The following is an 18,961-nucleotide window of genomic DNA, read 5'->3' as shown; positions in this document are numbered from 1 at the left end:
AATGCCAAACCCGAGACCCCGAGGAGGGTCACGGCGGGCCGGTGTGGTCCGACATACTCTTTGTAAAGAGCGACGAACGCCTTCGTCGAGGAGGTCAGGCCCTGATCGTAGGAAAACGGCGATCCGGATCATCCGAACCGCCGTTGGATAATGCTGGCAGGTGCGAGGCGCCCCCGATCAGTCCTCGTTCGCCTTGACCTTCACGCCCAGCGTCTTCGGCAGGTCGAGCGGGTTGGACATGGCGCCGGCCATGATCAGCGCGAACGGCACCGACGCCGGCGGTTCGGCCGAGATCTCTAGGCTCTTGGGGTCGTCGAGGAACTTGTTGACCGCGGCCGATACCTCGGCCGTCAGTTCGGGATTGTTGAGCTGCGCCATGCCGAACGGCACGATCGCCTTGGCCTGGTTGGCGACGTCCTTGCCGGACATGCCCTGCTGCTTGCCGACATAGTCGAGCACCTTGCCGGTCAGCGAATCGTCGTCGAAGCGCACCGAGGCGCCGTTGAAGGACAGCTGCTGCAAGAGGCCGAGCATGGCCATGCCCTGCGCGGAATTGTCGGCACCCTCCGGCTGTGCGGCGAACTTCTTTTGCATCTCCTGCATCGACTTGATGAAGTCGAGGGTGTAGCCGCCGAGATTGAGGGTCATGCCGAGCGTGCCGGCATTCTCGACCGAGATGTCGTATTTCGAGAGCTCCATCTTGCCGTCGCTGGGCTGCCAGGTGCCGGCCATCGAGATCGTACCGGAGATATTCTGGTAGCCGAGCGCTTGGATCGCTTCCTTGGACTTCGGGTCCTCGACCAGTGTCAGGTCGGCGTTGAACTTTTCCGTGTTGGCGGTGAAGTCCATCGCCTTGCCGTCGGCCGGCGGGGTGATCTGGACGGCCAGCCCGTCCATCGAGAAGGCCGTCTTGTCGCCGACCTTGACGGTCATGTTGGAGAGCTCGGCCGACTTGTACATCATCAGCGAGCCGAGCGGGTCGGTGCTGCCTTCGGCCGGCACCTTCATGCCGTGAATGACAACGGGGCTGAGGTTGAGCGTCACGCCGTCCTGGCTGCGCTCGAATGCCGAGCTCGAGACGGTCGCGATCTCGAAGCCGCCATTGGCCTCGGTGATGCCCTCCAGCTTCACGTCGCCGATCGGCAGGGCTTCCTTCTCGGCTGCCGGCTTGATGGACACGCCCTGCAGCACCGCGTTCGAATTGTCGCCGGAGACGCCGGTCCAGGAAATGTCGACGCCCTGGGCGGCAAGGGCCGCCTTGACGCGGTCGGCCACCGCCGGATCGGCGGCGAAGGCGGTGTTGAGCGGCAGGGCCAGCAGAATGGTTGAAAAAGCCAGTTTCTTGAGCATTGAGCGTTGAATTTTCATGGCGAGTTCCCTGTCCTGAAAAGTGTTTTTGAATTCTACTCCATCACCATTCCGCGACGAACGGGTCGGGAACAAGGCGTTTCCCGGCACATTTGTCGAAAACGGCGATGAAAAGCAAACCCGGCCGGCACGCTTTGCATGATGCGGTGAATTTGTCATGAAGACCGCGGCTCTCCTGCGCCGGCGCGTTGCCTGCCCAGATAGAGGGCGCATGTAACAGATTGATGTTGGCCGGTTAGCCCGCTTGCTGCCGGGGCCGGTTGCAGAATGGGCAAACTGGAATGTTCAACTTGCCGCTTCCGTGAAATCCTTAACGTCGCCATTTGCGACGAATCCGCCGACTGCCAACCCGGCGCTTGCCGCGAATCACCCGCTCGGCTAGTCCAAATCCATGGGCAAAAGGCATTTGCCGCCTGAAGACAATGGCGGCGGCGACAACATCGAACCGGTCGATCTGAAGGAAGCGCTCGAGAAGCGCTATCTGGCCTATGCGCTGTCGACCATCATGCACCGGGCGCTGCCGGATGTGCGGGACGGACTGAAGCCGGTCCATCGCCGCATCATGCATGCCATGCGGCTCTTGCGGCTCAACCCGGATCAGGGCTTCGCCAAATGCGCCCGCATCGTCGGCGAGGTGATGGGTAAGTTCCATCCGCATGGCGACCAGTCGATCTACGACGCGCTGGTGCGGCTCGCGCAGGGATTCTCGATGCGCTACCCGCTGGTCGACGGGCAGGGCAATTTCGGCAATATCGACGGCGATAACGCCGCCGCCATGCGCTACACCGAAGCGCGCATGACGGAGGTGGCGACTGAGCTGCTTGCCGGCATCACCGAGGACGCCGTCGACTTCCGGCCGACCTATAATGAGGAGGACGAGGAACCCTCCGTTCTACCCGGCGCCTTCCCGAACCTGCTCGCCAACGGCTCGTCCGGCATTGCGGTCGGCATGGCGACCTCGATCCCGCCGCACAACGCCGCCGAGCTTTGCGACGCGGCACTTCATCTGATCGAGCATCCGGACGCGCCGGTGGCGAAGCTGATGGATTTCGTCCAAGGGCCGGATTTCCCGACCGGCGGCATCATCGTCGACAGCCGCGCCTCGATCCTCGAAGCCTATGAGAGCGGCCGCGGCGGTTTCCGCGTGCGCTCCAGATGGAGCCAGGAGGACCAGGGCAGGGGCACCTGGAGCATTGTCGTCACGGAAATCCCCTATGGCGTCCAGAAGGCCAGGCTGATCGAGAAGATCGCCGAGCTCCTGATGGCGCGCAAGCTGCCGCTGCTCGAGGACGTCCGCGACGAAAGCGCCGAGGATATCCGTATCGTGCTGGCGCCGAAGAGCCGCAGCGTCGATCCAGGCATCCTGATGGAATCGCTGTTCAAGCTGACCGAGCTCGAAAGCCGCTTCCCGCTCAACATGAACGTGCTGTCGCGCGGCAAGGTGCCGAACGTCCTGTCACTGAAGGGCGTGCTGAAGGAATGGCTCGATCACCGCCGCGACGTGCTGATCCGCCGCTCGAGATATCGGCTGGGCGAGATCGAGAAGCGGCTGGAAATCCTGGCCGGCTATCTGATCGCCTATTTGAACATCGACGAGGTGATCAGGATCATCCGCGAGGAAGACGAGCCCAAGCAGGTGATGATGGCCCGCTGGTCGCTCACCGACAATCAGGCCGAGGCTATTCTCAACATGCGGCTGCGCGCCCTGCGCAAGCTGGAAGAGATCGAAATCCGCAAGGAGTTCGACGGCCTTACCGAGGAGAAGAAGCAGATCGAGGCATTGCTTGCCTCCGACGCCAAGCAATGGGCGACGATCAAGTGGGAAGTCGCTGAGGTTCGTAAGAAGTTCGGTCCGGAGACCGAGCTCGGCAAACGCCGCACCCAGTTCGCCGACGCGCCCGAGCATGACCTCACCGATATCGCGCACGCCATGATCGAGCGCGAGCCTGTCACCGTCGTGGTTTCGGAAAAGGGCTGGCTCCGCGCGATGAAGGGTCACCTGACCGACTATTCGCAGCTTGCCTTCAAGGAAGGCGACAGCCTGAAGCTCGCCTTCCACGCGCAGACGACGGACAAGATCCTGGTCTTCACCACCGGCGGCAAGTTCTACACCATCGGCGCCGATCGGCTGCCGGGCGGCCGCGGCCATGGCGAGCCGATCCGCATCATCGTCGACATGGAGAACGACCAGGACATCGTCACCGCCTTTGTCCACGACCCGAAGCGCAGGCTGCTCTTGGTTTCCTACGACGCCAACGGCTTCGTCGTCTCCGAGGAAGAGGTGATCGCCAACACTCGCAAGGGCAAGCAGGTGATGAACGTCAAAGCGCCGGACGAGGCCAAACGCTGCATTCCGGTTGCCGGCGACCATCTCGCCATCGTCGGCGAGAATCGCAAGATGCTGATCTTCCCGCTGTCCGAAATCCCGGAAATGGCGCGAGGCAAGGGTGTGCGCCTGCAGAAATACAAGGACGGCGGCGTGCTGGACCTTAAGACCTTCACGATTGCTGCGGGGCTGACCTGGCAGGATTCGGCCGACCGCACCTTCACCAAGTCGCGCGAGGAATTGGCCGAGTGGATCGGCGCCCGCGCAGCCGCCGGTCGCATGGTGCCGAAGGGTTTCCCGAGGACGGGCAAGTTCGGGTAGCGAGGCTCCCCTTCTCCCCTGTGGGAAATGGTGTCGCCGAAGGCGACGGACGAGGGTGTTCCAGGGAACACAGACGTCTCACACCTCCGCTGGAACACCCCTTATCCATCTCGGCGCTACGCGCCGATCCACCATCTCTCACAGAGGAGGAGGCTAGGCGCAAACATTTGGACTATCGTCACGATTGCTGCACTATGATGGTGCATAAGCAACCATCGGAGCTGGCAGGGGAGAACCGCCGCGTTGAAGCGGGCTGAGATCCAGAAACCAGGGCAGCGCCTGTTCGGTCTGTCGGCGCCGCTGAGGGCTGCCGTCATCCCGCCGCTGTCGGCGGCGCGCTGGCTCCTGGTGCTGATCGTCGCCGCCGGCGTCTATTTCTTTCACGGCTTCCTGTTCCCGGTGCTGGCGGCGCTCGTCATTGCCTTCGCCAGCTGGCCGCTCTACCGCCGGCTGCTCGCCGGGGTGGGCGGCAACCGCACGATCGCCGCGACCCTCGCGATCCTGTTCATCCTGACCTTCCTGGTGGTGCCGATAGCGCTCGCCGGCACTTACGCCATCAACGAGCTTCGCGAGTGGGTGGTGTGGGCGATCGAGACCAACCGCCACGGCTCTGCCACGCCGCAATGGATCGCCACCATGCCGGTCGTCGGCGAATGGCTGAACCAGCAGTGGATGGCCAATCTCGGCCATCCCGGCGGCATCGGCGAATTGATCCAGATGGTCAGCGGCTCCAACATCGGCACCATCTATCGCGGCGCGCTGGCCGCCGGCGGCAGCGCCTTCGGCCTGCTGCTCACGCTGCTTTTCATGCTGATCGCGCTGTTCTTTGCCTATCGCGACGGCGAGGGCTTCGCGGCGCAGGTCGATCGCCTCGGCGAGCGCATCTTGCCGACGCGCTGGGAGCGCATCTCGCGCGTCGTGCCGGCCACCATTTCATCGACCGTCACCGGCATGACCGTCATCGCCATTGGCGAGGGCGTGGTGCTGGGCGTCGCCTATTGGCTGGCCGGCGTGCCGTCGCCGGTCACGCTCGGGGCGCTTACCGGCATCATGGCGCTGATCCCGGGCGGCGCGCCGCTCTCCTTCACGCTGGTGTCGATCTACCTCGCCGCCAGCGGCAAGTTGTTTGCGGGCCTTGCGCTGTTCGTCTGGGGCGCGGTCGAGCTTTTCATCGTCGACAAGACGCTGCGCCCGAAGCTGGTCGGCGGGCCGATCAAGCTGCCTTTCCTGCCGACCTTTTTCGGCCTGATCGGCGGCGTCAAGACGATGGGCTTCCTCGGCCTCTTCATAGGCCCTGTACTGATGGCGCTGCTCGTCGCCATCTGGCGCGAATGGCTGCGCGAGGTCGAGCTGATGGATGAGCTTCCACCTGCCGCTGAAGAAGGGAACGGGCCGCCACGGATCGAGACGGCGCCTGAGACCAGGAAAATTCAGGCCGGGTAGGCGACGGCGAGGGCTTCGCGGCGCCTGCGGCCTTCGTGCAATTGCCAGAGCGAGTGGGCTACCAGCGCCACGATCAGGATCGCGCCGCCGATCAGGCTGTTTCGTGTCGGAGCCTCGGCAAAGACCAGCCAGACCCAGACAGGCGCGAGCACCGTCTCCAGAACGTAGAACATCGCCACCTCCGGCCCTGAAATATATTTCGGGCCGGCGGCGAGACAGAAGAACGAGATCGGCATGATCACCGCGCCGTTGAAGATGATCCACCACGGCGCGTTGACGTGCAGTCCTTCACCCGAGACCATGAATGCGGCGAGGGCCAGCGGAAAGACGACGCCGACCAGCGCGGTGAAGCCCATGTCCTTGCCGCTGGCGCGCGAGATGGTGATGGCGAGTGCGACGAAGAAAGCCGAGCAGAGCGCCATGAAATCGCCGAACAGTTTTCCGGTGCCGACCGAACCGCCGACGATGATCAGCACGCCGACGATCATCGCCAGCATTGCGATCACGGTGCTCAGCCGCGGTCGTTCTCTGAGGAACAGCCAGGAGAGCAGCGCCGCGAAGACGGTGTTGAAGGCCAGGATGAAGACGAGGTCGGCGGTCGAGGTATGATAGACGGCGGTGACGAAGGTGATCGAAGTCAGGCCGTAGCAGATCGCCGCCGCCAGGCCCGACCAGCCGGGGATGAGCTTCGGCACGTTGCCGCGCACCGCTCGCCAGACGACCCAAATCAACAGGGTGGCGACGAGCGTTGTCCCGGTCCGCAGCGCCATGATGGTCCACGGGCTGCCATCCGCGAGCCGGATCAGGGGAATGTCGAAGGTGAGCACCAGGCCGCCGATCGCGGTGATCAGCAGGCCTTTCTGATGGTCGTGGTGGGAAGACATGATTGGTCTCGCAATGATTTGCAGGCGGCGGCTGGATCGATGGCGCACTCTTCCAGCGAGTGGCGGAAACACCAGCTTCCTGCCCCTTGAAACAGTTTAAGAACGGGCTTTGGAAAAACGTCAGCGAATGACCGCTTCGTGGTCGTAGCGTTCCCAGCCTTTCGGACCGAGATGCTCCTGCGGCATGAAACGCATCTTATAGCTCATCTTGCGCGAGCCGTTGACCCAGTAGCCGAGATAGACGTGGGGCAGTCCCATCGCCTTGGCGCGGGCGATGTGATCGAGGATCATGAAGGTGCCGAGCGAGCGGTCCTCGAAATCGGGATTGAAGTAGGAATAGACCATCGACAGGCCGTCGGCCATCTTGTCGGTCAGCGCCACCGCAATCAATTCACCCTGGCCCTTGCCGGTGATGAAGGTGTCGGGGCCGCGGCGCCGGTATTCGATGATCTTGGTGTCGACATGCGTGTCCTCGACCATCATCGCATAGTCGAGCACTGTCATGTCGGACATCCCGCCGCGGCGATGGCGCGCGTCGAGATAGGCGCGAAACAGCGAATATTGCTCGGTGGAAGGCTGCGCGTCGTGCATGGCGCCGATGAGGTCGGCATTGCGCTGGGTGACACGGCGCATATTGCGGCTGGCGGTGAACTCCTGCGCCAGGATGCGCACCGAAACGCAGGCGCGGCAGGATTCGCAGGCCGGTCGGTAGGCGATGTTCTGGGAACGCCGGAAGCCGCCTTGAGTGAGCAGATCGTTCATCTCGGGCGCCTTGTCGCCGACAAGGTGCGTGAACACCTTGCGCTCGAACTGGCCCTCCAGATAGGGGCACGGGGACGGCGCGGTCAGGAAGAACTGCGGCGACTGGGTCGGATGCTGCGTCATCGATTCTTGGACACGCTCCTGCGAATCGCCCTACCTTTGGCCCGGCCGGCGAAAAATTCAACAGGATTGTGCTGTCTCGGCCGGCCCAAGCTGTTCATAATCTAGCACAACCGGCGCGGCGAGGGCGGCCGCACATAGCGTCAGCTATCGGTGCGGGTGACGACGGTGCCGAGAAGCAGGTCGTGCAGCGTGCGCTTGCGATCGGAAAACAGCGTGACCAGCAGCACCAGCGGCGTCAGGATGACGTTGCCGGCCCAGAACAGCACCGAATGCACGACGGCGGTCAGGCCGTCGATGCGCGTGCCGTCGAGCCTCTCAAGCCGGATGCCCATGATCTTCATGCCGGCTGTGGCCTGGTCGCGGCTGCCCAGCGTGTTCCAGATATAGAGGATGGCAACCGCCGGAAGCAGGACGGAGAACAGGGCCCAGCCCAGGCCGAAGGTCAAAAGCCCGAGTAGGGCGACCAATATGGCGAAGGGGATGGTGAGCAGCGCCACGAAGAAATAGTCGAGGATGAAGGCGAAGACGCGCCTGGTGCGCACGCCGCGGTAGGCGCGTGTATCCTCGAGCCTTGTGGTGATAATCTCGCCGTCCAGCCCGCGCGTGTTCATGTGTCATGCCCTCGCAACAGGCCGGAAATAAGTCTCGGCCATTCGCCTCTGAAATGGTGAAAGCCGATGGCGGAATCAAGATGGACTGCTCGTGACGCCGGCGCGGCAGGCTGTGGCGAGCGGCGCTGCGGCGATTGAATTCCAGGCGCGGATCGCGTTAGCCTGCTGCGGCGCAACAAGACGCCGAGGGGATGGGGAATATGGATTACGACATGTTGGTCATCGGCAGCGGCCCCTCCGGGCGCCGCGCCGCGGTGCAGTCGGCCAAGCTCGGCAAGTCGGTTTTGGTCGTCGATAGAGGCCGGCGTCTCGGCGGCGTCTCCGTGCACACCGGCACCATTCCATCCAAGACGCTGCGCGAAACCGTGCTCAATCTCTCCGGCTGGCGCGAGCGCGGCTTCTACGGGCGCGGCTACCGGGTCAAGCAGGATATTTCGGTCAGCGACCTCGTCGAGCGCCTGCACAAGACGCTCGATCACGAAGTCGAGGTGCTGCAGCATCAGTTCATGCGCAACGCGGTCAAAAGCGCGCGGGCCACGGCCAAGTTCATCGGCGCCAACAAGGTCAGCCTGACCACCGACAATGGCGACTACAGCGAGATCGGTTTCGCCAATGCGCTGATCGCGGTCGGCACCAGGCCGCACCGCCCGCGCGACGTGCCGTTCGACAAGACACGCGTCTTCGACAGCGACGAGATGCTGGAACTTAACCGGTTGCCGCGAACGCTGACCGTCATCGGCGCCGGCGTTATCGGCGTCGAATACGCGACCATCTTTTCGGCGCTCGACGTGCCGGTGACGCTGGTCGAGCCGCGCAACACCATCCTCGATTTCGTCGATCGCGAAATCGTCGACGACTTCATCCATCAGATGCGCGACCGCGGCATGACCATTCGCCTCGGCAGCACGGTAAAAGAAATCGCCTCCAAGCCCGATCATGCCGAAGTGACCCTTGCCGACGGCCGCACCATCCGCTCCGAAATCGTGCTTTACGCTGCAGGCCGCAGCGGCAATCTTGGCAGCCTCGGGCTCGACATGGTCGGCATCGAGGCCGACAGCCGCGGCCGCATCAAGGTCGATCCCCAGACATTTCAGACCAGCGCGCCCAATATCTATGCCACCGGCGACGTCATCGGCTTTCCGAGTCTGGCCTCGACCTCGATGGAGCAGGGCAGGGTGGCTGCCTGCCATGCCTTCGGCGTGGCGCTGCCGCCGCCGCCGGAAACGTTTCCTTACGGCATCTACGCCGTGCCGGAAATCTCCACCGTCGGCCAGTCCGAGGAGCAGGTGCGCGAGAGCGGGATCGCCTATGAGGTCGGCGTGGCGCGCTTCCGGGAAACCTCGCGCGGCCACATCATGGGCGTCAACTCAGGTTTCCTGAAACTCCTGTTCTCGGTCGACACGCGCCGCCTGCTCGGCGCCCATATCGTCGGCGAGGGTGCGACCGAGCTCATCCATATCGGCCAGGCGGTGATCAATCTCGGCGGCACGGTCGACTTCTTCGTCAACAACACCTTCAACTATCCGACGCTGGCCGAAGCCTACAAGATCGCCGGGCTGGATGCCTGGAACCGGATGGGGCAGGGCTAGCCTTGGCAGCAGCGTCTATCTCTCGTCAGGCGGCCGGCGTCGAGGTCGCGGCAAGCCACTGCCGGGCGATCGCGGCATCCGCTTCGCCGAACTCATGGCCGGAGGCGACGATGCGCGCATCGACCTCGGCACGGCGCTGGCTGAAGAGCGTCACCAAGGCTGGCGCGAACGGGCCGTAGGTCTGGTCGGCCGCGCCGGCGATGATCAGCACCCGCGTTCCGGCAAGGTTCGTCGCCGGCGCATCGTCGAGCACCGGCATCGCCCTGAGCAGCGCCGCCTGCCTGACCAGGCCGGGATGAAGCAGCATCAGCGTGGAAACCAGATTGGCGCCGTTTGAGTAACCCAGGAAGGTCGCGCGGGTGAGATCAAGCTCGTGTAGCCGTGCGGCTTCCACTGCGAATTGGGCGAAAGCGGCCGTCTCCGCGCGGATACTCGACTGCTCGAAGCTGGTCGGCGTGATTCGTTCGAACCAGCGAAAACCGTCCTCCTGGCGGATGCGGCCGCGTGCTGCGACAACCACCGCGCGCGGCGCGATCCGCCTCGCCAGCGGCAAAAGTGTCGCTTCGTCCACGCCCGATCCATGCAGCACGAAAAGGCATTCGCCGCTCGCATTTTCCGGTCTGATCAGACGATAGGAAAAGGGCAGATCACGCTGCAGCTCGCTGTTTTTGCTGTCATGTTCGGACATGATCAGATCCTTTTGATTCTACGGTGATTTCGCTGATTTGCCGGCTTCAAAACGGAATGTTTTCAAGCTCCGCGAAAGTTGATTGAACCTGGCGCATTTCGGGCCGTTTCTGCGCCGATACACTCCCGAACGGGAGGAATCGAAGCGGTGCGTCGGGGGTCGCATTGCTGGACATGAAACACCAGCTCTGAGGCCTTTTGTCGATGACCATCCCCGTTTCTCAACGCGATACGCGTATCGATGTGCTGCGCGCGCTCGCCTTGCTCACCATTTTCGTCGACCACGTGCCGGGTACCGTCTTCGAAAACCTGACCTACAAGAACCTCGGCTTTTCCGATGCGGCAGAGGCCTTCGTTTTGATCTCCGGCATCTCGGTGGCGCTCGCCTATGGCACCAAGTTCAAGCCGGGGGGCAGGCTGCTGGCGACCCTCAAGATGTGGCGGCGCGCCGGCGTGCTCTACGTCACCCACATCGTCATCACCATGCTGGTGATCGCCCTGTTTTCCGCCACGGCCGTGTTCGCCCACCGCCCGGAGCTGTTGAAGATGATCAACATCGAGCCGCTGATGAAGGACACGCCGGAGGTGCTTTTCGGCATCGTCACCCTCGGCCATCAGCTCGGCTACAACAACATCCTGCCGGTCTATGCGGCGCTGCTTCTGGCGGCGCCGGCCTTCGTTCTGTTCGTCAGCTACAGGCCCGTGGCGGCACTGACCGTGTCCGGGCTGCTGTGGCTGGTCGCCGGCATCTGGCAGATCGCTCCGCCGAATTATCCCGAGCCGGGTCTCTGGTTCTTGAACCCGCTGTCCTGGCAGTTTCTGTTCAACATCGGCCTTGCCGCCATGCTGCATATCAAGCGCGGCGGCACCATCCCCGTAAACCGGTGGCTGGTGGGTTTCGCCGGCGTCTATGTGGTGGGCGCGGCGATCTGGGTGCACAGCCCACTCTGGGGGCAGATCACCTGGTTCAATCTGCCGGTGGTGATCGGCGGCTTCGACAAGACCTTCCTGTCGCTGCCGCGGCTGCTGCATATCTTGGCCGTCAGCTATCTGGTAGTCGCCCTGCCGGCCGTATCGAACCTTTTCCGCGCCAAGCCCGACAATCCGCTGGCGATCCTCGGCAAGCGTTCGCTGCCCGTCTTCGTTGCCGGCACGCTGATTGCCATGGCCGCTCAGGTGCTCAAGCTGATCAATCCGGGCGGCCTCGCCTATGACACGTTGTTGATCGCTGCCGGCATCGCCATGCAGTTCGCACTGGCGCTCTATCTCGAATGGCTCGCCGGTCTCGGCCCGACCCGCATCAAACCGGCGCGTGCGGAGCCGGCGCGCACCGGGTTCGCTGCGCCGCCCATGCCGGCGCGGGTCGGCGGATATTGAGATGTGGTTCTAGGATATGGGAGCAGGGCCCGTCGAGGCCCTGACGACGAGCTCAACGCCCATCGTCTCGCGCCGCACGGCGCCGTCATAGTCGAGGATCATGCGCGCGGCCCGCCGGCCGATCTCGGTGATCGGCTGCGCGATGGTGGTCAGCGGCGGGTCGCAGAGCGCGCCGTCGGGCACGCCGTCGAAGCCGACAACGGAAACGTCTTCCGGCACTTTCAGACCGCGCGCAGTCAGCCAGTCGATGGCGATCATGGCCATCCTGTCCGACATTGCCAGAATGGCGGTCGGCCGCTCGCCGCCGGCAAAGATCGCTTCGAGCCCCGCCCAGGTGCTCCTTTGCTCGTTCTCGGTCTCGAAGACCGGGATGCTCTTCGTGTCGACACCGAAGCCGGACAGTTCCTCGAAATAGCCGGCCAGACGGTCGCGCGTTCCCGTGTAGACGGCCGAGCGGACCATTTCGGGTGTGACGAAGCCGGTGCGGTCATCACCGAGAGTAAGCGACAGCACGGCGAAACGGCGATGTCCGAGTTCGGCAAGATGCCGCGCGGCGAGCCGTCCGCCGGCGATGTTGTCGACGCCGATCGCCGAGATCGTCTCGTCATGAAAGCCGAGCTCCAACGCCACGAAGGGCAGCCTGCGTTCGCGCGTCAGCTCGACGAGACGCGAGCCACCTTCGATGCAGAACAGGATGAAACCGTCGACCAGCGCGCTCTGGATGTTCCAGGCGAGCTTCTCCTGGTTGGCCGCCGAAACCAATGCGATCCCGGCGCCGGTGGCGTCGCAGGCCTCGGAAATGCCCGCCATCATGACGCGGGCGAAGGGATCCTCGAAGAAGTAGGAAAGGGGCTCGGTCGTGCCGACGCCGATGGCATTGACCTTGCCGGCGCGCAGCAGGCGGCCTTTCGGATCAGGCCCGGCGTAGCCCATCGCCTCCGCCACCGCCCTGACCCGCTCGCGCACCTCGGCGCGCACGACCTCCGGGCGACTGAAGACATTGGAGGCCGTCCCATGCGAGACGCCCGCCGCCTTGGCAATATCCGCCAGCCGGATGGGGCGTGCCTGGCCTTCGATAAGTGATGCCATGTCTGTTCTCCGAATCCGGTCGCATGTCGAACATGGACGCGGAATGTCTGACGGTCCACTTACTACTTTTATTGGATCGATTCAAATTTTCGCTTGACTACGGCGGGGCAGGGGTTATGATTTGAATCGATCCAAGTCTGTGACATGAAGCAAGATTCGAGAAGGAGGGTGCCGTGCATCCGGTCAACTTTTTGTTCGAGGACGTCTACCGCAACGATTGGGGCATTGCTTCGGCCGAGCAGAGTGAGCGGCGCCGCGGCAAGACAGGCCCGTGGAAGCGTCAGCCCCGCTTCATGGTGGAGCGCAAGCGCGCCTGAGCAGCCCGTCTTTTTCGCGTCGGTCTATTGGATCGATTCAATTCAAGGAAGTAAGTCATGCATCCCATCAGCCATCTCTTCGAGGACATCTATCGCAACTACTGGGGCATTTCGCGGCCAACCGACCGGCCGGAACGGCGGCGCGCGGCGGAGCCGGCGTCGCGCAAGCGGCGGCTGCGTCGGGGAGGGCGGTAGTCGCGGCCCATTTTCCGACGAGCCTCAGCAATGGCAAGGCGGATCTAGGACCCTGGGCGCCACTGCGCCGAGATCGCAATCGCCAGCCAGCCGACGATAAGCAGCGTGCCGCCGATCGGCGCCGACATCGGAAACAGCCGCGAACCGAGGAAATCCCGGGCGAGAAGATCGCCCGAGAACAGCAGCAGGCCGACAAGCAGCGCCAGGCTTGCGATCCTGAGATACCGGCTGCCGCCGATAAGACCGATGGCGAGGAAGACCGGCGCATGCATCAGCAGGAAGGATGCGGCCGTGCCGGTGAAGGCGCCGCCGCGATGCGCGGCCGCCGCCGACAGCGCCACCCCTGCCGCGCCGACGAGACCGCCTGCCAGCACGAGGATGCGGCTGCCGCCGTCTGATGGTTGCCCGGCAAGACTCATTTCGATGCTCCGCCTTCGATCGCGCGCGGCTCAGGATTCGCCGGCCTCGAGCAGCATATGCCGTGCGCGCCGCGTCTGGACAATCCAGTTATAGACCGCCCCCAGCGCCATCAGCACCGATGTGCCCAAGAACACCGCCCGCATGCCGAAATGGCCGCCGACGAAGCCTCCGGCGAGCGGTCCCGCGACCTGGCCGACATACTGCGCCGAGATCGATAGTCCGAGCACATTGCCGCCGACGCCGTCGGGGATGTTGTGACGGATGACGCTGGTGATGCAGGGCAGGAGGCCGCCCAGCGCCAGCCCCATCAGGAAGCGCAACCCGATCAGCTGCCAGCCGTCGGTGACGAAAGCTTGCGGGACAAGCAGCAGGGCCGAAACGGCGAGCGCGCCGACGACCACGTTCCAGTGGCCGACCCGATCGGCAAGCTTGCCCAGCCACGACGAGGACAGGATGGTTCCAAGCGCGGCCGCCGACATCACCACGCCCGCGACCATCGTCACCTTGCTCTGGTCCACGACGAGCTGCTGCACATAGACCGTGATGATCGGCTCGATCGACATGGTTGCAAAGGCGAGTAGCAAGCCGGTCGTCAGCATCGCGACGACCGGACGCTTGTCGGGGATCTGTGCCCAGCCGCTCTTCGGCTTTGCCGACGAGACAGGTTTGGGAGCCGGCGGGTTTTCCTTGATCAGGAAAGTCGTGGCCAGAAAAGCGAGAAAGATGACAGCGCCCGACAACAGGAAGGTGGCGCGGATGCCGATCAGCGGCGGCAGCATGCCACCAAGCAGCGGTCCGACCAGCGAGCCGGCCGTGATGCCGGCCGACAGCACGCCGAGCGCCCAGCCGGAGCGCTCCTTTGGCGTCTGCATCGCCACCAATATCGTCGAGCCCGAGGAGTAGCCGCCGGCAAAGCCGATCAGGAGCCTCAGCAACACCAATTGCCAGACGCTTTCGACCATACCGGTCAGCGACATGCAGATCGCCATGCCGAACGAGGCGCGCACCAGCATCAGCTTGCGGCCGTAACGGTCGCCGAGCCGCCCCCACAGAGGGGCGACCAGCGCCGCGGCAAAGAAGGTGGCACCGTAAGCAACTCCTGACCATTGCACGATGGCCGCGTGCCCTTCGGCACCCAGCTGTTCGACATAAAGCGGCAGGAACGGCAACAGCAGCGTCATGGCAATCAGCGTGCTGAACGAGCCGGCGAAGCAGACGGCGAGATTGCCTCGCCAATGGATATTGTAGCCGCTCTGGGTGCTATTTTCTGCCATGTCATGCCTGCTTGGTTATCCGGGATTGCTCCGGATACCATTTTGGGATACCAAATCGGTATCCGTCATGAACCTCAACCCCGCCGCTGTCAATGCGGTGCCGTAGAGCGGAACGACAATGTCGCAAATGCAGAATGTCGAAAGGCAGCTTCGCGAAATGATCCTCGGGCTCGAGATCGGCCCGGGCGAGCGGCTGACCGAGCGTTGGATCGAAAGCCGCTTCGGCGCCTCCCGCACCCCGGTCAGGGCGGCGCTGCTGCGCCTCGAGACCGAAGGGCTGATCGCTCGTGACGGCCGCGGCTGGACGGTGGCGTCGATCAATCTCGCCGAGCTCGGCCAGATCGCCGTCTACCGCGAGGCGGTCGAGGTGGCGGCGGTGCGGTTGACGGCGTCGCTGGAAGATCGCAGCGGGATCGAGGTGATCGCGGCGATGCTCGATTCCTGCGACGCCGGTACGCCGCGCGAGGAATGGCACCGCGTTGGTCTGGATTTTCACATCGAGCTGGCCAGGCTTTCCGGCAATGAATTCCTGCTTAGGGGAGTCCGCGATGCAATGACCAGGCTCTCCCGCGCGCGTTGGCTGGAAGTGCGCGACGAGGCGGCGCTTGGCCGCGCCTGGGCCGAGCACCACGCCATCCTGGCTGCCGTGCGAAAGGGTGACGCCGAAAAGGCGGCACGGCTGCTCTCGGCCCACATCGCCGGCAGCCGCGACCGCCTGGTGACTTCGCTGCATGACGAGCGGCGCGGCCTGCGCGCCAGGGGCTTTGCCGTCGTCGCTGCCTGATCCTCGGCCATCGTCGAATATTAGAACTTCAACAAGTTCGTCAGCTTGGGCGGGCTTGCAAGATGTTCGGCACAATGCTGTAGGAGGCGACGGACATCTTTAAACGACGGACGCATGGCCTCGCCCTTACGCACCGCAGCGCGGGTATTTTATTTCATACGCAACATCACCCGCGATGTGGCGCCGCAGGCTCTCTTTCGCCAACGGCTTGCGCGCCGGCTGGAGCAGGCACGGCTCTCCAGCAAAACGGTCCGTGATCGGGTCAACTACTACAACCGGCTCGACCATAGCTTCGTGCCGAGCGCGGCGGCGGTGCCCGCCAGTCAAATACCCAAGTTCGGGAGCATGTACTATTACGACCTGAAGGAGTTCGCCCGCTACTTCGATCGCCACCTGCTCATCGATCTCGAGTTCGGCGACGTCGTCGACGTTCCGGCGGTGCCATCAATCGTCAAGGATCGCCCGATCCGCAACGACAACGGCAACGCCGTGATCATGAAGCTCGACAAGTTCCGCCATTTCAACATGCCAAAGGACAATCTGTCCTTCGCCGACAAGCGCCCGATGGCGGTCTGGCGCGGTCATTTCAACAATCCGATCCGCAAACGGTTCGTCGATGCCGTGCGCGACCTGCCGTCTTGCGATGCCGGCTCGCCCAAGCCAAGCGCCCCGGAGAACTATCGCAAGCCGTATCTCACGATCGCGCAGCAGCGGCAGTTCCGCTACATCGTCTCGCTCGAAGGCAATGACGTGGCGACGAACCTCAAGTGGATCATGAGCTCGAATTCGCTCTGCCTGATGCCGCCGCCGACCTACGAAACCTGGTTCGCCGAGGCTGAGCTCGAGGCCGATGTTCACTACGTGCCTCTGGCGTCGGATTTTTCGGACGTCGCCGACAAGATCGCCTATTTCGAAAAACACCCGGCGGAAGCCCAACGCATCATAACGGCGGCCAACGCCTATTGCCGCCGGTTCAGCAACGAAAAGGACGAGCGGGCGGTATCGCTGCTCGTCCTCTACAAATATTTCGTGCTCAGCGGCCAGATCGAACCCGACCCGGAGGTCTGGCGTTTTATCGCCGGCTGACCTCCGCGCGTTTTCGGGCGCGGAGCACGGCGCGGATTCTTAGATATCGCTGCGGTCGAGCACCAGGTCGGCGGGGCCGAACCGGTTCTTGGCGGTGAACTGCTGGTGCCAGTAGGGATAAAGCACCGGCGGGCGGCTGACGTCGTCGAGGCGCAGGCGCTCGTCCAGGGACAGCGTCAGGCTGGCCGCGGCGAGGTTGTCCTTGAGTTGGGCTTCGTTGCGGGCGCCGATCACCAGCGAAGAAACGGCCGGGCGGCCGAGCAGCCAGGCAAGCGCCACCTGTGCCGCCGAAACGCCGCGCGCCTTGCCGATTTCGACCAGAACGTCGACGATCCGCCACAACCTTCCCTCGTCCCGGATCGGCGGTTCGGACCAGCCGCCAAGCTGGCGGGCCGTCGGGCTGTCGCGACGGTATTTGCCCGACAGCAGGCCGCCGGCCAGCGGGCTCCACACCAGCACGCCAAGACCCTGGTCGACCGAGATCGGCAGCAACTCGTACTCCGCCTCGCGCGCTTCCAGCGTGTAGTGGATCTGCTGCGTGACGAAGCGCGGCTGATGATGGCTGTCGCTGATCGAGAGCGCCTTCATCACCTGCCAGCCCGAATAATTGGAACAGCCGACATAACGGATCTTGCCCTGGCTGACCAAAGTGTCGAGCGCAGCGATCGTTTCCTCCAGCGGCGTGACCCCATCCCACTCATGCAGGAAATAGATGTCGATGACGTCGGTCTTGAGCCGCTTCAGGCTCCGCTCGCATTCCCGGATCAGGTGATGGCGCGACAGGCCTTCGTCGTTGGGGCCGTTTCCGATCCGCATGCGCGCCTTGGAGGCGATGAGCACATCGTTCTTGCGCTTGCCGCCGAGCGCCTCGCCGACGATCTCCTCCGACAGGCCGTTCGAATACACGTTGGCGGTGTCGATGAGATTGATGCCGGCATCGATGCAGGTATCGATGATGCGGCTCGCCTCCGAGAGATCGGATTTGCCGACGGCGGCGAACGGGCCCGTCCCGCCGAAGGTCATCGTGCCAAGGGTCAATGTCGAAACCTTCAGGCCGGAACGGCCAAGCGTGCGGTATTCCATGTCAGGTCCTTGCGATTTGTTTTGAAGAGGCGCGCCGTCGCGGGCGCCGGGAAGAGGCGAAAGTATTTGTAGGACAATTCGGGCGGCTTGTCGCCCCGCCATCGATACGGGCCGATCACATATCGGCTGGTCCAGCGTTGCCGGCTCCTGCTCGCAATAAAACCGTCATTGCGCGTCTGTATCTCAGTCGGCTTACGGAGTTGTGTTTCCGGCCGCGGCCGGAGCGCATCCGAGGCGAAAGTGGCTGACAGGCAGGAGCTGCGCAATGAACGAGGTCAAGACGAATTCCGGAGCCAAGGACTGGCTGGAAGCCGAACTCGAGGACACGCTCGACGAGGACTATGAGCTGGAGATTTCCGAGCCCGCGCTCTCGCTCGAGATCGCCAGGATCTACAAGAAGTCGCATCCGCCCTCCATCGAGCGGACGACCTATTTCCGCGAGCTGCTGCGTCTGCAGTCGGAGCTCATCAAGCTGCAGTCCTGGGTTGCCTACCACAAGAAGAAGCTGGTGGTGATCTTCGAGGGACGCGACTCGGCCGGCAAGGGCGGCGTCATCAAGCGCATCACCCAGCGCCTCAATCCGCGCATCTGCCGCGTCGTCGCGCTGCCGGCGCCGACCGAGCGTGAAAGATCGCAATGGTATTTCCAGCGCTACGTGCCGCATCTGCCGGCGGGCGGCGAGATCGTGCTGTTCGACCGCTCCTGGTACAACCGATCGGGCGTCGAGCAGGTGATGGGCTTTGCCAATGCGGATCAGGTCGAAGAGTTTTTCCGCGACGTGCCGGAATTCGAACGCATGCTGGTGCGCTCCGGCATCACGCTGGTGAAATACTGGTTCTCGATTACCGACGAGGAGCAGCAGATGCGCTTTTTGATGCGCATCCACGATCCGATGAAGCAGTGGAAGCTGTCGCCGATGGACCTGCAGTCGCGCGTGCGCTGGGAACAATACACCAAAGCCAAGGAAGAGACCTTCGCCCGTACCAACATCAAGGAAGCGCCGTGGTTCATTGTCGAAGGCAACGACAAGAAGCGGGCCCGACTGAACTGCATCGATCACCTGCTGCAGCAAATGCCTTACGAAGACGTGCCGCATGAGGAGATCACGCTGCCGGAGCGCGTCTTCAACCCGGCCTACGAGCGCCAGGTGCTGCCGCGCGAGCTTTATGTGCCGTCGAAGTATTGAGCACTTCCCCATCTCCCACAGAGGGAGAAGGGGGAG

At 63.5% G+C, this 18,961-nt stretch carries 18 protein-coding genes; 9 read left to right on the top strand and 9 right to left on the bottom strand.

Going from position 1 to position 18,961, the window contains the following annotated elements:
- Positions 1-177: 177 nt before the first annotated feature.
- On the bottom strand, positions 178-1,368 hold the full coding sequence (locus tag EJ078_RS01420; RefSeq protein WP_127404046.1) for a hypothetical protein: 1,191 nt from the start codon (positions 1,366-1,368) through the stop codon (positions 178-180).
- Between the two features lie 391 nt (positions 1,369-1,759).
- On the opposite strand from EJ078_RS01420, the gene parC reads away from it, so the two are divergent.
- Together parC and EJ078_RS01410 are read left to right on the top strand one after the other, a co-directional pair.
- Positions 1,760-4,015 carry a DNA topoisomerase IV subunit A gene (parC, locus tag EJ078_RS01415; RefSeq protein WP_127216640.1) on the top strand — a complete coding sequence of 752 codons (2,256 nt, stop codon included), beginning with the start codon at positions 1,760-1,762 and terminating at the stop codon, positions 4,013-4,015.
- A 243-nt stretch (positions 4,016-4,258) separates the two neighbouring features.
- Complete coding sequence (locus EJ078_RS01410) at positions 4,259-5,458, top strand: AI-2E family transporter (RefSeq protein WP_127216641.1); 1,200 nt, start codon at positions 4,259-4,261, stop codon at positions 5,456-5,458.
- Here EJ078_RS01410 and EJ078_RS01405 read toward each other — a convergent pair.
- From EJ078_RS01405 to EJ078_RS01395, 3 genes are all read right to left on the bottom strand, one after another.
- On the bottom strand, positions 5,446-6,342 hold the full coding sequence (locus EJ078_RS01405; RefSeq protein ID WP_127216642.1) for a DMT family transporter: 897 nt from the start codon (positions 6,340-6,342) through the stop codon (positions 5,446-5,448). The two genes, EJ078_RS01410 and EJ078_RS01405, sit on opposite strands and share 13 nt — an antisense overlap.
- Positions 6,343-6,462: 120 nt before the next feature.
- Positions 6,463-7,227, bottom strand: a complete 765-nt coding sequence (locus EJ078_RS01400) for an arginyltransferase (RefSeq protein ID WP_095815147.1) — start codon at positions 7,225-7,227, stop codon at positions 6,463-6,465.
- Positions 7,228-7,367: 140 nt separating this feature from the next.
- Positions 7,368-7,838, bottom strand: a complete 471-nt coding sequence (locus EJ078_RS01395) for an RDD family protein (protein WP_127216643.1) — start codon at positions 7,836-7,838, stop codon at positions 7,368-7,370.
- 200 nt (positions 7,839-8,038) lie between these two features.
- On the opposite strand from EJ078_RS01395, the gene sthA reads away from it, so the two are divergent.
- On the top strand, positions 8,039-9,427 hold the full coding sequence (gene sthA / locus EJ078_RS01390) for a Si-specific NAD(P)(+) transhydrogenase (protein ID WP_127216644.1): 1,389 nt from the start codon (positions 8,039-8,041) through the stop codon (positions 9,425-9,427).
- A 25-nt stretch (positions 9,428-9,452) separates the two neighbouring features.
- Here the strand turns inward: sthA and EJ078_RS01385 are convergent, their stop codons facing one another.
- Positions 9,453-10,115 (bottom strand): alpha/beta hydrolase, encoded by a 663-nt coding sequence (locus EJ078_RS01385; RefSeq protein ID WP_067330003.1) that lies wholly within the window; start codon positions 10,113-10,115, stop codon positions 9,453-9,455.
- Between the two features lie 203 nt (positions 10,116-10,318).
- Between EJ078_RS01385 and opgC the strand changes: the two genes are divergently transcribed.
- Positions 10,319-11,491, top strand: a complete 1,173-nt coding sequence (gene opgC, locus EJ078_RS01380) for an OpgC domain-containing protein (protein ID WP_067330202.1) — start codon at positions 10,319-10,321, stop codon at positions 11,489-11,491.
- Between the two features lie 9 nt (positions 11,492-11,500).
- Here the strand turns inward: opgC and EJ078_RS01375 are convergent, their stop codons facing one another.
- A complete protein-coding gene (locus tag EJ078_RS01375) occupies positions 11,501-12,580 on the bottom strand; it encodes a substrate-binding domain-containing protein (protein WP_067000691.1) in 1,080 nt (359 codons plus the stop codon).
- Between the two features lie 173 nt (positions 12,581-12,753).
- On the opposite strand from EJ078_RS01375, the gene EJ078_RS01370 reads away from it, so the two are divergent.
- Positions 12,754-12,897: a hypothetical protein gene (locus EJ078_RS01370; RefSeq protein ID WP_095801261.1), complete on the top strand. Its 144-nt coding sequence runs from the start codon at positions 12,754-12,756 to the stop codon at positions 12,895-12,897.
- Positions 12,898-12,954: 57 nt separating this feature from the next.
- Complete coding sequence (locus EJ078_RS01365) at positions 12,955-13,092, top strand: hypothetical protein (protein ID WP_095801262.1); 138 nt, start codon at positions 12,955-12,957, stop codon at positions 13,090-13,092.
- Between the two features lie 44 nt (positions 13,093-13,136).
- Here EJ078_RS01365 and EJ078_RS01360 read toward each other — a convergent pair whose 3' ends face one another.
- Both EJ078_RS01360 and EJ078_RS01355 read right to left on the bottom strand, forming a co-directional pair.
- On the bottom strand, positions 13,137-13,511 hold the full coding sequence (locus EJ078_RS01360) for a DUF423 domain-containing protein (protein WP_127246935.1): 375 nt from the start codon (positions 13,509-13,511) through the stop codon (positions 13,137-13,139).
- A gap of 30 nt (positions 13,512-13,541) precedes the next feature.
- Positions 13,542-14,786: a multidrug efflux MFS transporter gene (locus tag EJ078_RS01355; protein ID WP_127215870.1), complete on the bottom strand. Its 1,245-nt coding sequence runs from the start codon at positions 14,784-14,786 to the stop codon at positions 13,542-13,544.
- Positions 14,787-14,904: 118 nt separating this feature from the next.
- Between EJ078_RS01355 and EJ078_RS01350 the strand changes: the two genes are divergently transcribed.
- Together EJ078_RS01350 and EJ078_RS01345 are read left to right on the top strand one after the other, a co-directional pair.
- Positions 14,905-15,570, top strand: coding sequence for a GntR family transcriptional regulator (locus tag EJ078_RS01350; RefSeq protein WP_127404325.1), 666 nt, complete (start codon positions 14,905-14,907; stop codon positions 15,568-15,570).
- Between the two features lie 114 nt (positions 15,571-15,684).
- On the top strand, positions 15,685-16,656 hold the full coding sequence (locus EJ078_RS01345) for a glycosyl transferase family 90 (RefSeq protein ID WP_067330017.1): 972 nt from the start codon (positions 15,685-15,687) through the stop codon (positions 16,654-16,656).
- A gap of 39 nt (positions 16,657-16,695) precedes the next feature.
- Here the strand turns inward: EJ078_RS01345 and EJ078_RS01340 are convergent, their stop codons facing one another.
- Positions 16,696-17,739 (bottom strand): aldo/keto reductase, encoded by a 1,044-nt coding sequence (locus EJ078_RS01340; RefSeq protein ID WP_127215872.1) that lies wholly within the window; start codon positions 17,737-17,739, stop codon positions 16,696-16,698.
- 265 nt (positions 17,740-18,004) lie between these two features.
- Here EJ078_RS01340 and ppk2 point away from each other — a divergent pair, with 265 nt between their 5' ends.
- Positions 18,005-18,925 carry a polyphosphate kinase 2 gene (ppk2, locus tag EJ078_RS01335; protein WP_067330023.1) on the top strand — a complete coding sequence of 307 codons (921 nt, stop codon included), beginning with the start codon at positions 18,005-18,007 and terminating at the stop codon, positions 18,923-18,925.
- The last annotated feature ends 36 nt before the right edge of the window (positions 18,926-18,961 follow it).

It is taken from the genome of Mesorhizobium sp. M1A.F.Ca.IN.022.06.1.1 (assembly GCF_003952605.1).
In the GTDB taxonomy this organism is placed as follows: Bacteria; Pseudomonadota; Alphaproteobacteria; order Rhizobiales; family Rhizobiaceae; genus Mesorhizobium.
This window is presented reverse-complemented; position numbering and strand designations above follow the sequence as displayed.

Coding starts and splice junctions, on each gene's coding strand:
- EJ078_RS01400 (WP_095815147.1), bottom strand. CDS start 7,227: ATGACGCAGCATCCGACCCAGTCGCCGCAGTTCTTCCTGACCGCGCCG.
- EJ078_RS01360 (WP_127246935.1), bottom strand. CDS start 13,511: ATGAGTCTTGCCGGGCAACCATCAGACGGCGGCAGCCGCATCCTCGTG.
- EJ078_RS01365 (WP_095801262.1), top strand. CDS start 12,955: ATGCATCCCATCAGCCATCTCTTCGAGGACATCTATCGCAACTACTGG.
- EJ078_RS01375 (WP_067000691.1), bottom strand. CDS start 12,580: ATGGCATCACTTATCGAAGGCCAGGCACGCCCCATCCGGCTGGCGGAT.
- EJ078_RS01340 (WP_127215872.1), bottom strand. CDS start 17,739: ATGGAATACCGCACGCTTGGCCGTTCCGGCCTGAAGGTTTCGACATTG.
- EJ078_RS01385 (WP_067330003.1), bottom strand. CDS start 10,115: ATGTCCGAACATGACAGCAAAAACAGCGAGCTGCAGCGTGATCTGCCC.
- ppk2 (WP_067330023.1), top strand. CDS start 18,005: ATGAACGAGGTCAAGACGAATTCCGGAGCCAAGGACTGGCTGGAAGCC.
- opgC (WP_067330202.1), top strand. CDS start 10,319: ATGACCATCCCCGTTTCTCAACGCGATACGCGTATCGATGTGCTGCGC.
- EJ078_RS01405 (WP_127216642.1), bottom strand. CDS start 6,342: ATGTCTTCCCACCACGACCATCAGAAAGGCCTGCTGATCACCGCGATC.
- sthA (WP_127216644.1), top strand. CDS start 8,039: ATGGATTACGACATGTTGGTCATCGGCAGCGGCCCCTCCGGGCGCCGC.
- EJ078_RS01420 (WP_127404046.1), bottom strand. CDS start 1,368: ATGAAAATTCAACGCTCAATGCTCAAGAAACTGGCTTTTTCAACCATT.
- EJ078_RS01345 (WP_067330017.1), top strand. CDS start 15,685: ATGGCCTCGCCCTTACGCACCGCAGCGCGGGTATTTTATTTCATACGC.
- parC (WP_127216640.1), top strand. CDS start 1,760: ATGGGCAAAAGGCATTTGCCGCCTGAAGACAATGGCGGCGGCGACAAC.
- EJ078_RS01355 (WP_127215870.1), bottom strand. CDS start 14,786: ATGGCAGAAAATAGCACCCAGAGCGGCTACAATATCCATTGGCGAGGC.
- EJ078_RS01395 (WP_127216643.1), bottom strand. CDS start 7,838: ATGAACACGCGCGGGCTGGACGGCGAGATTATCACCACAAGGCTCGAG.
- EJ078_RS01350 (WP_127404325.1), top strand. CDS start 14,905: ATGTCGCAAATGCAGAATGTCGAAAGGCAGCTTCGCGAAATGATCCTC.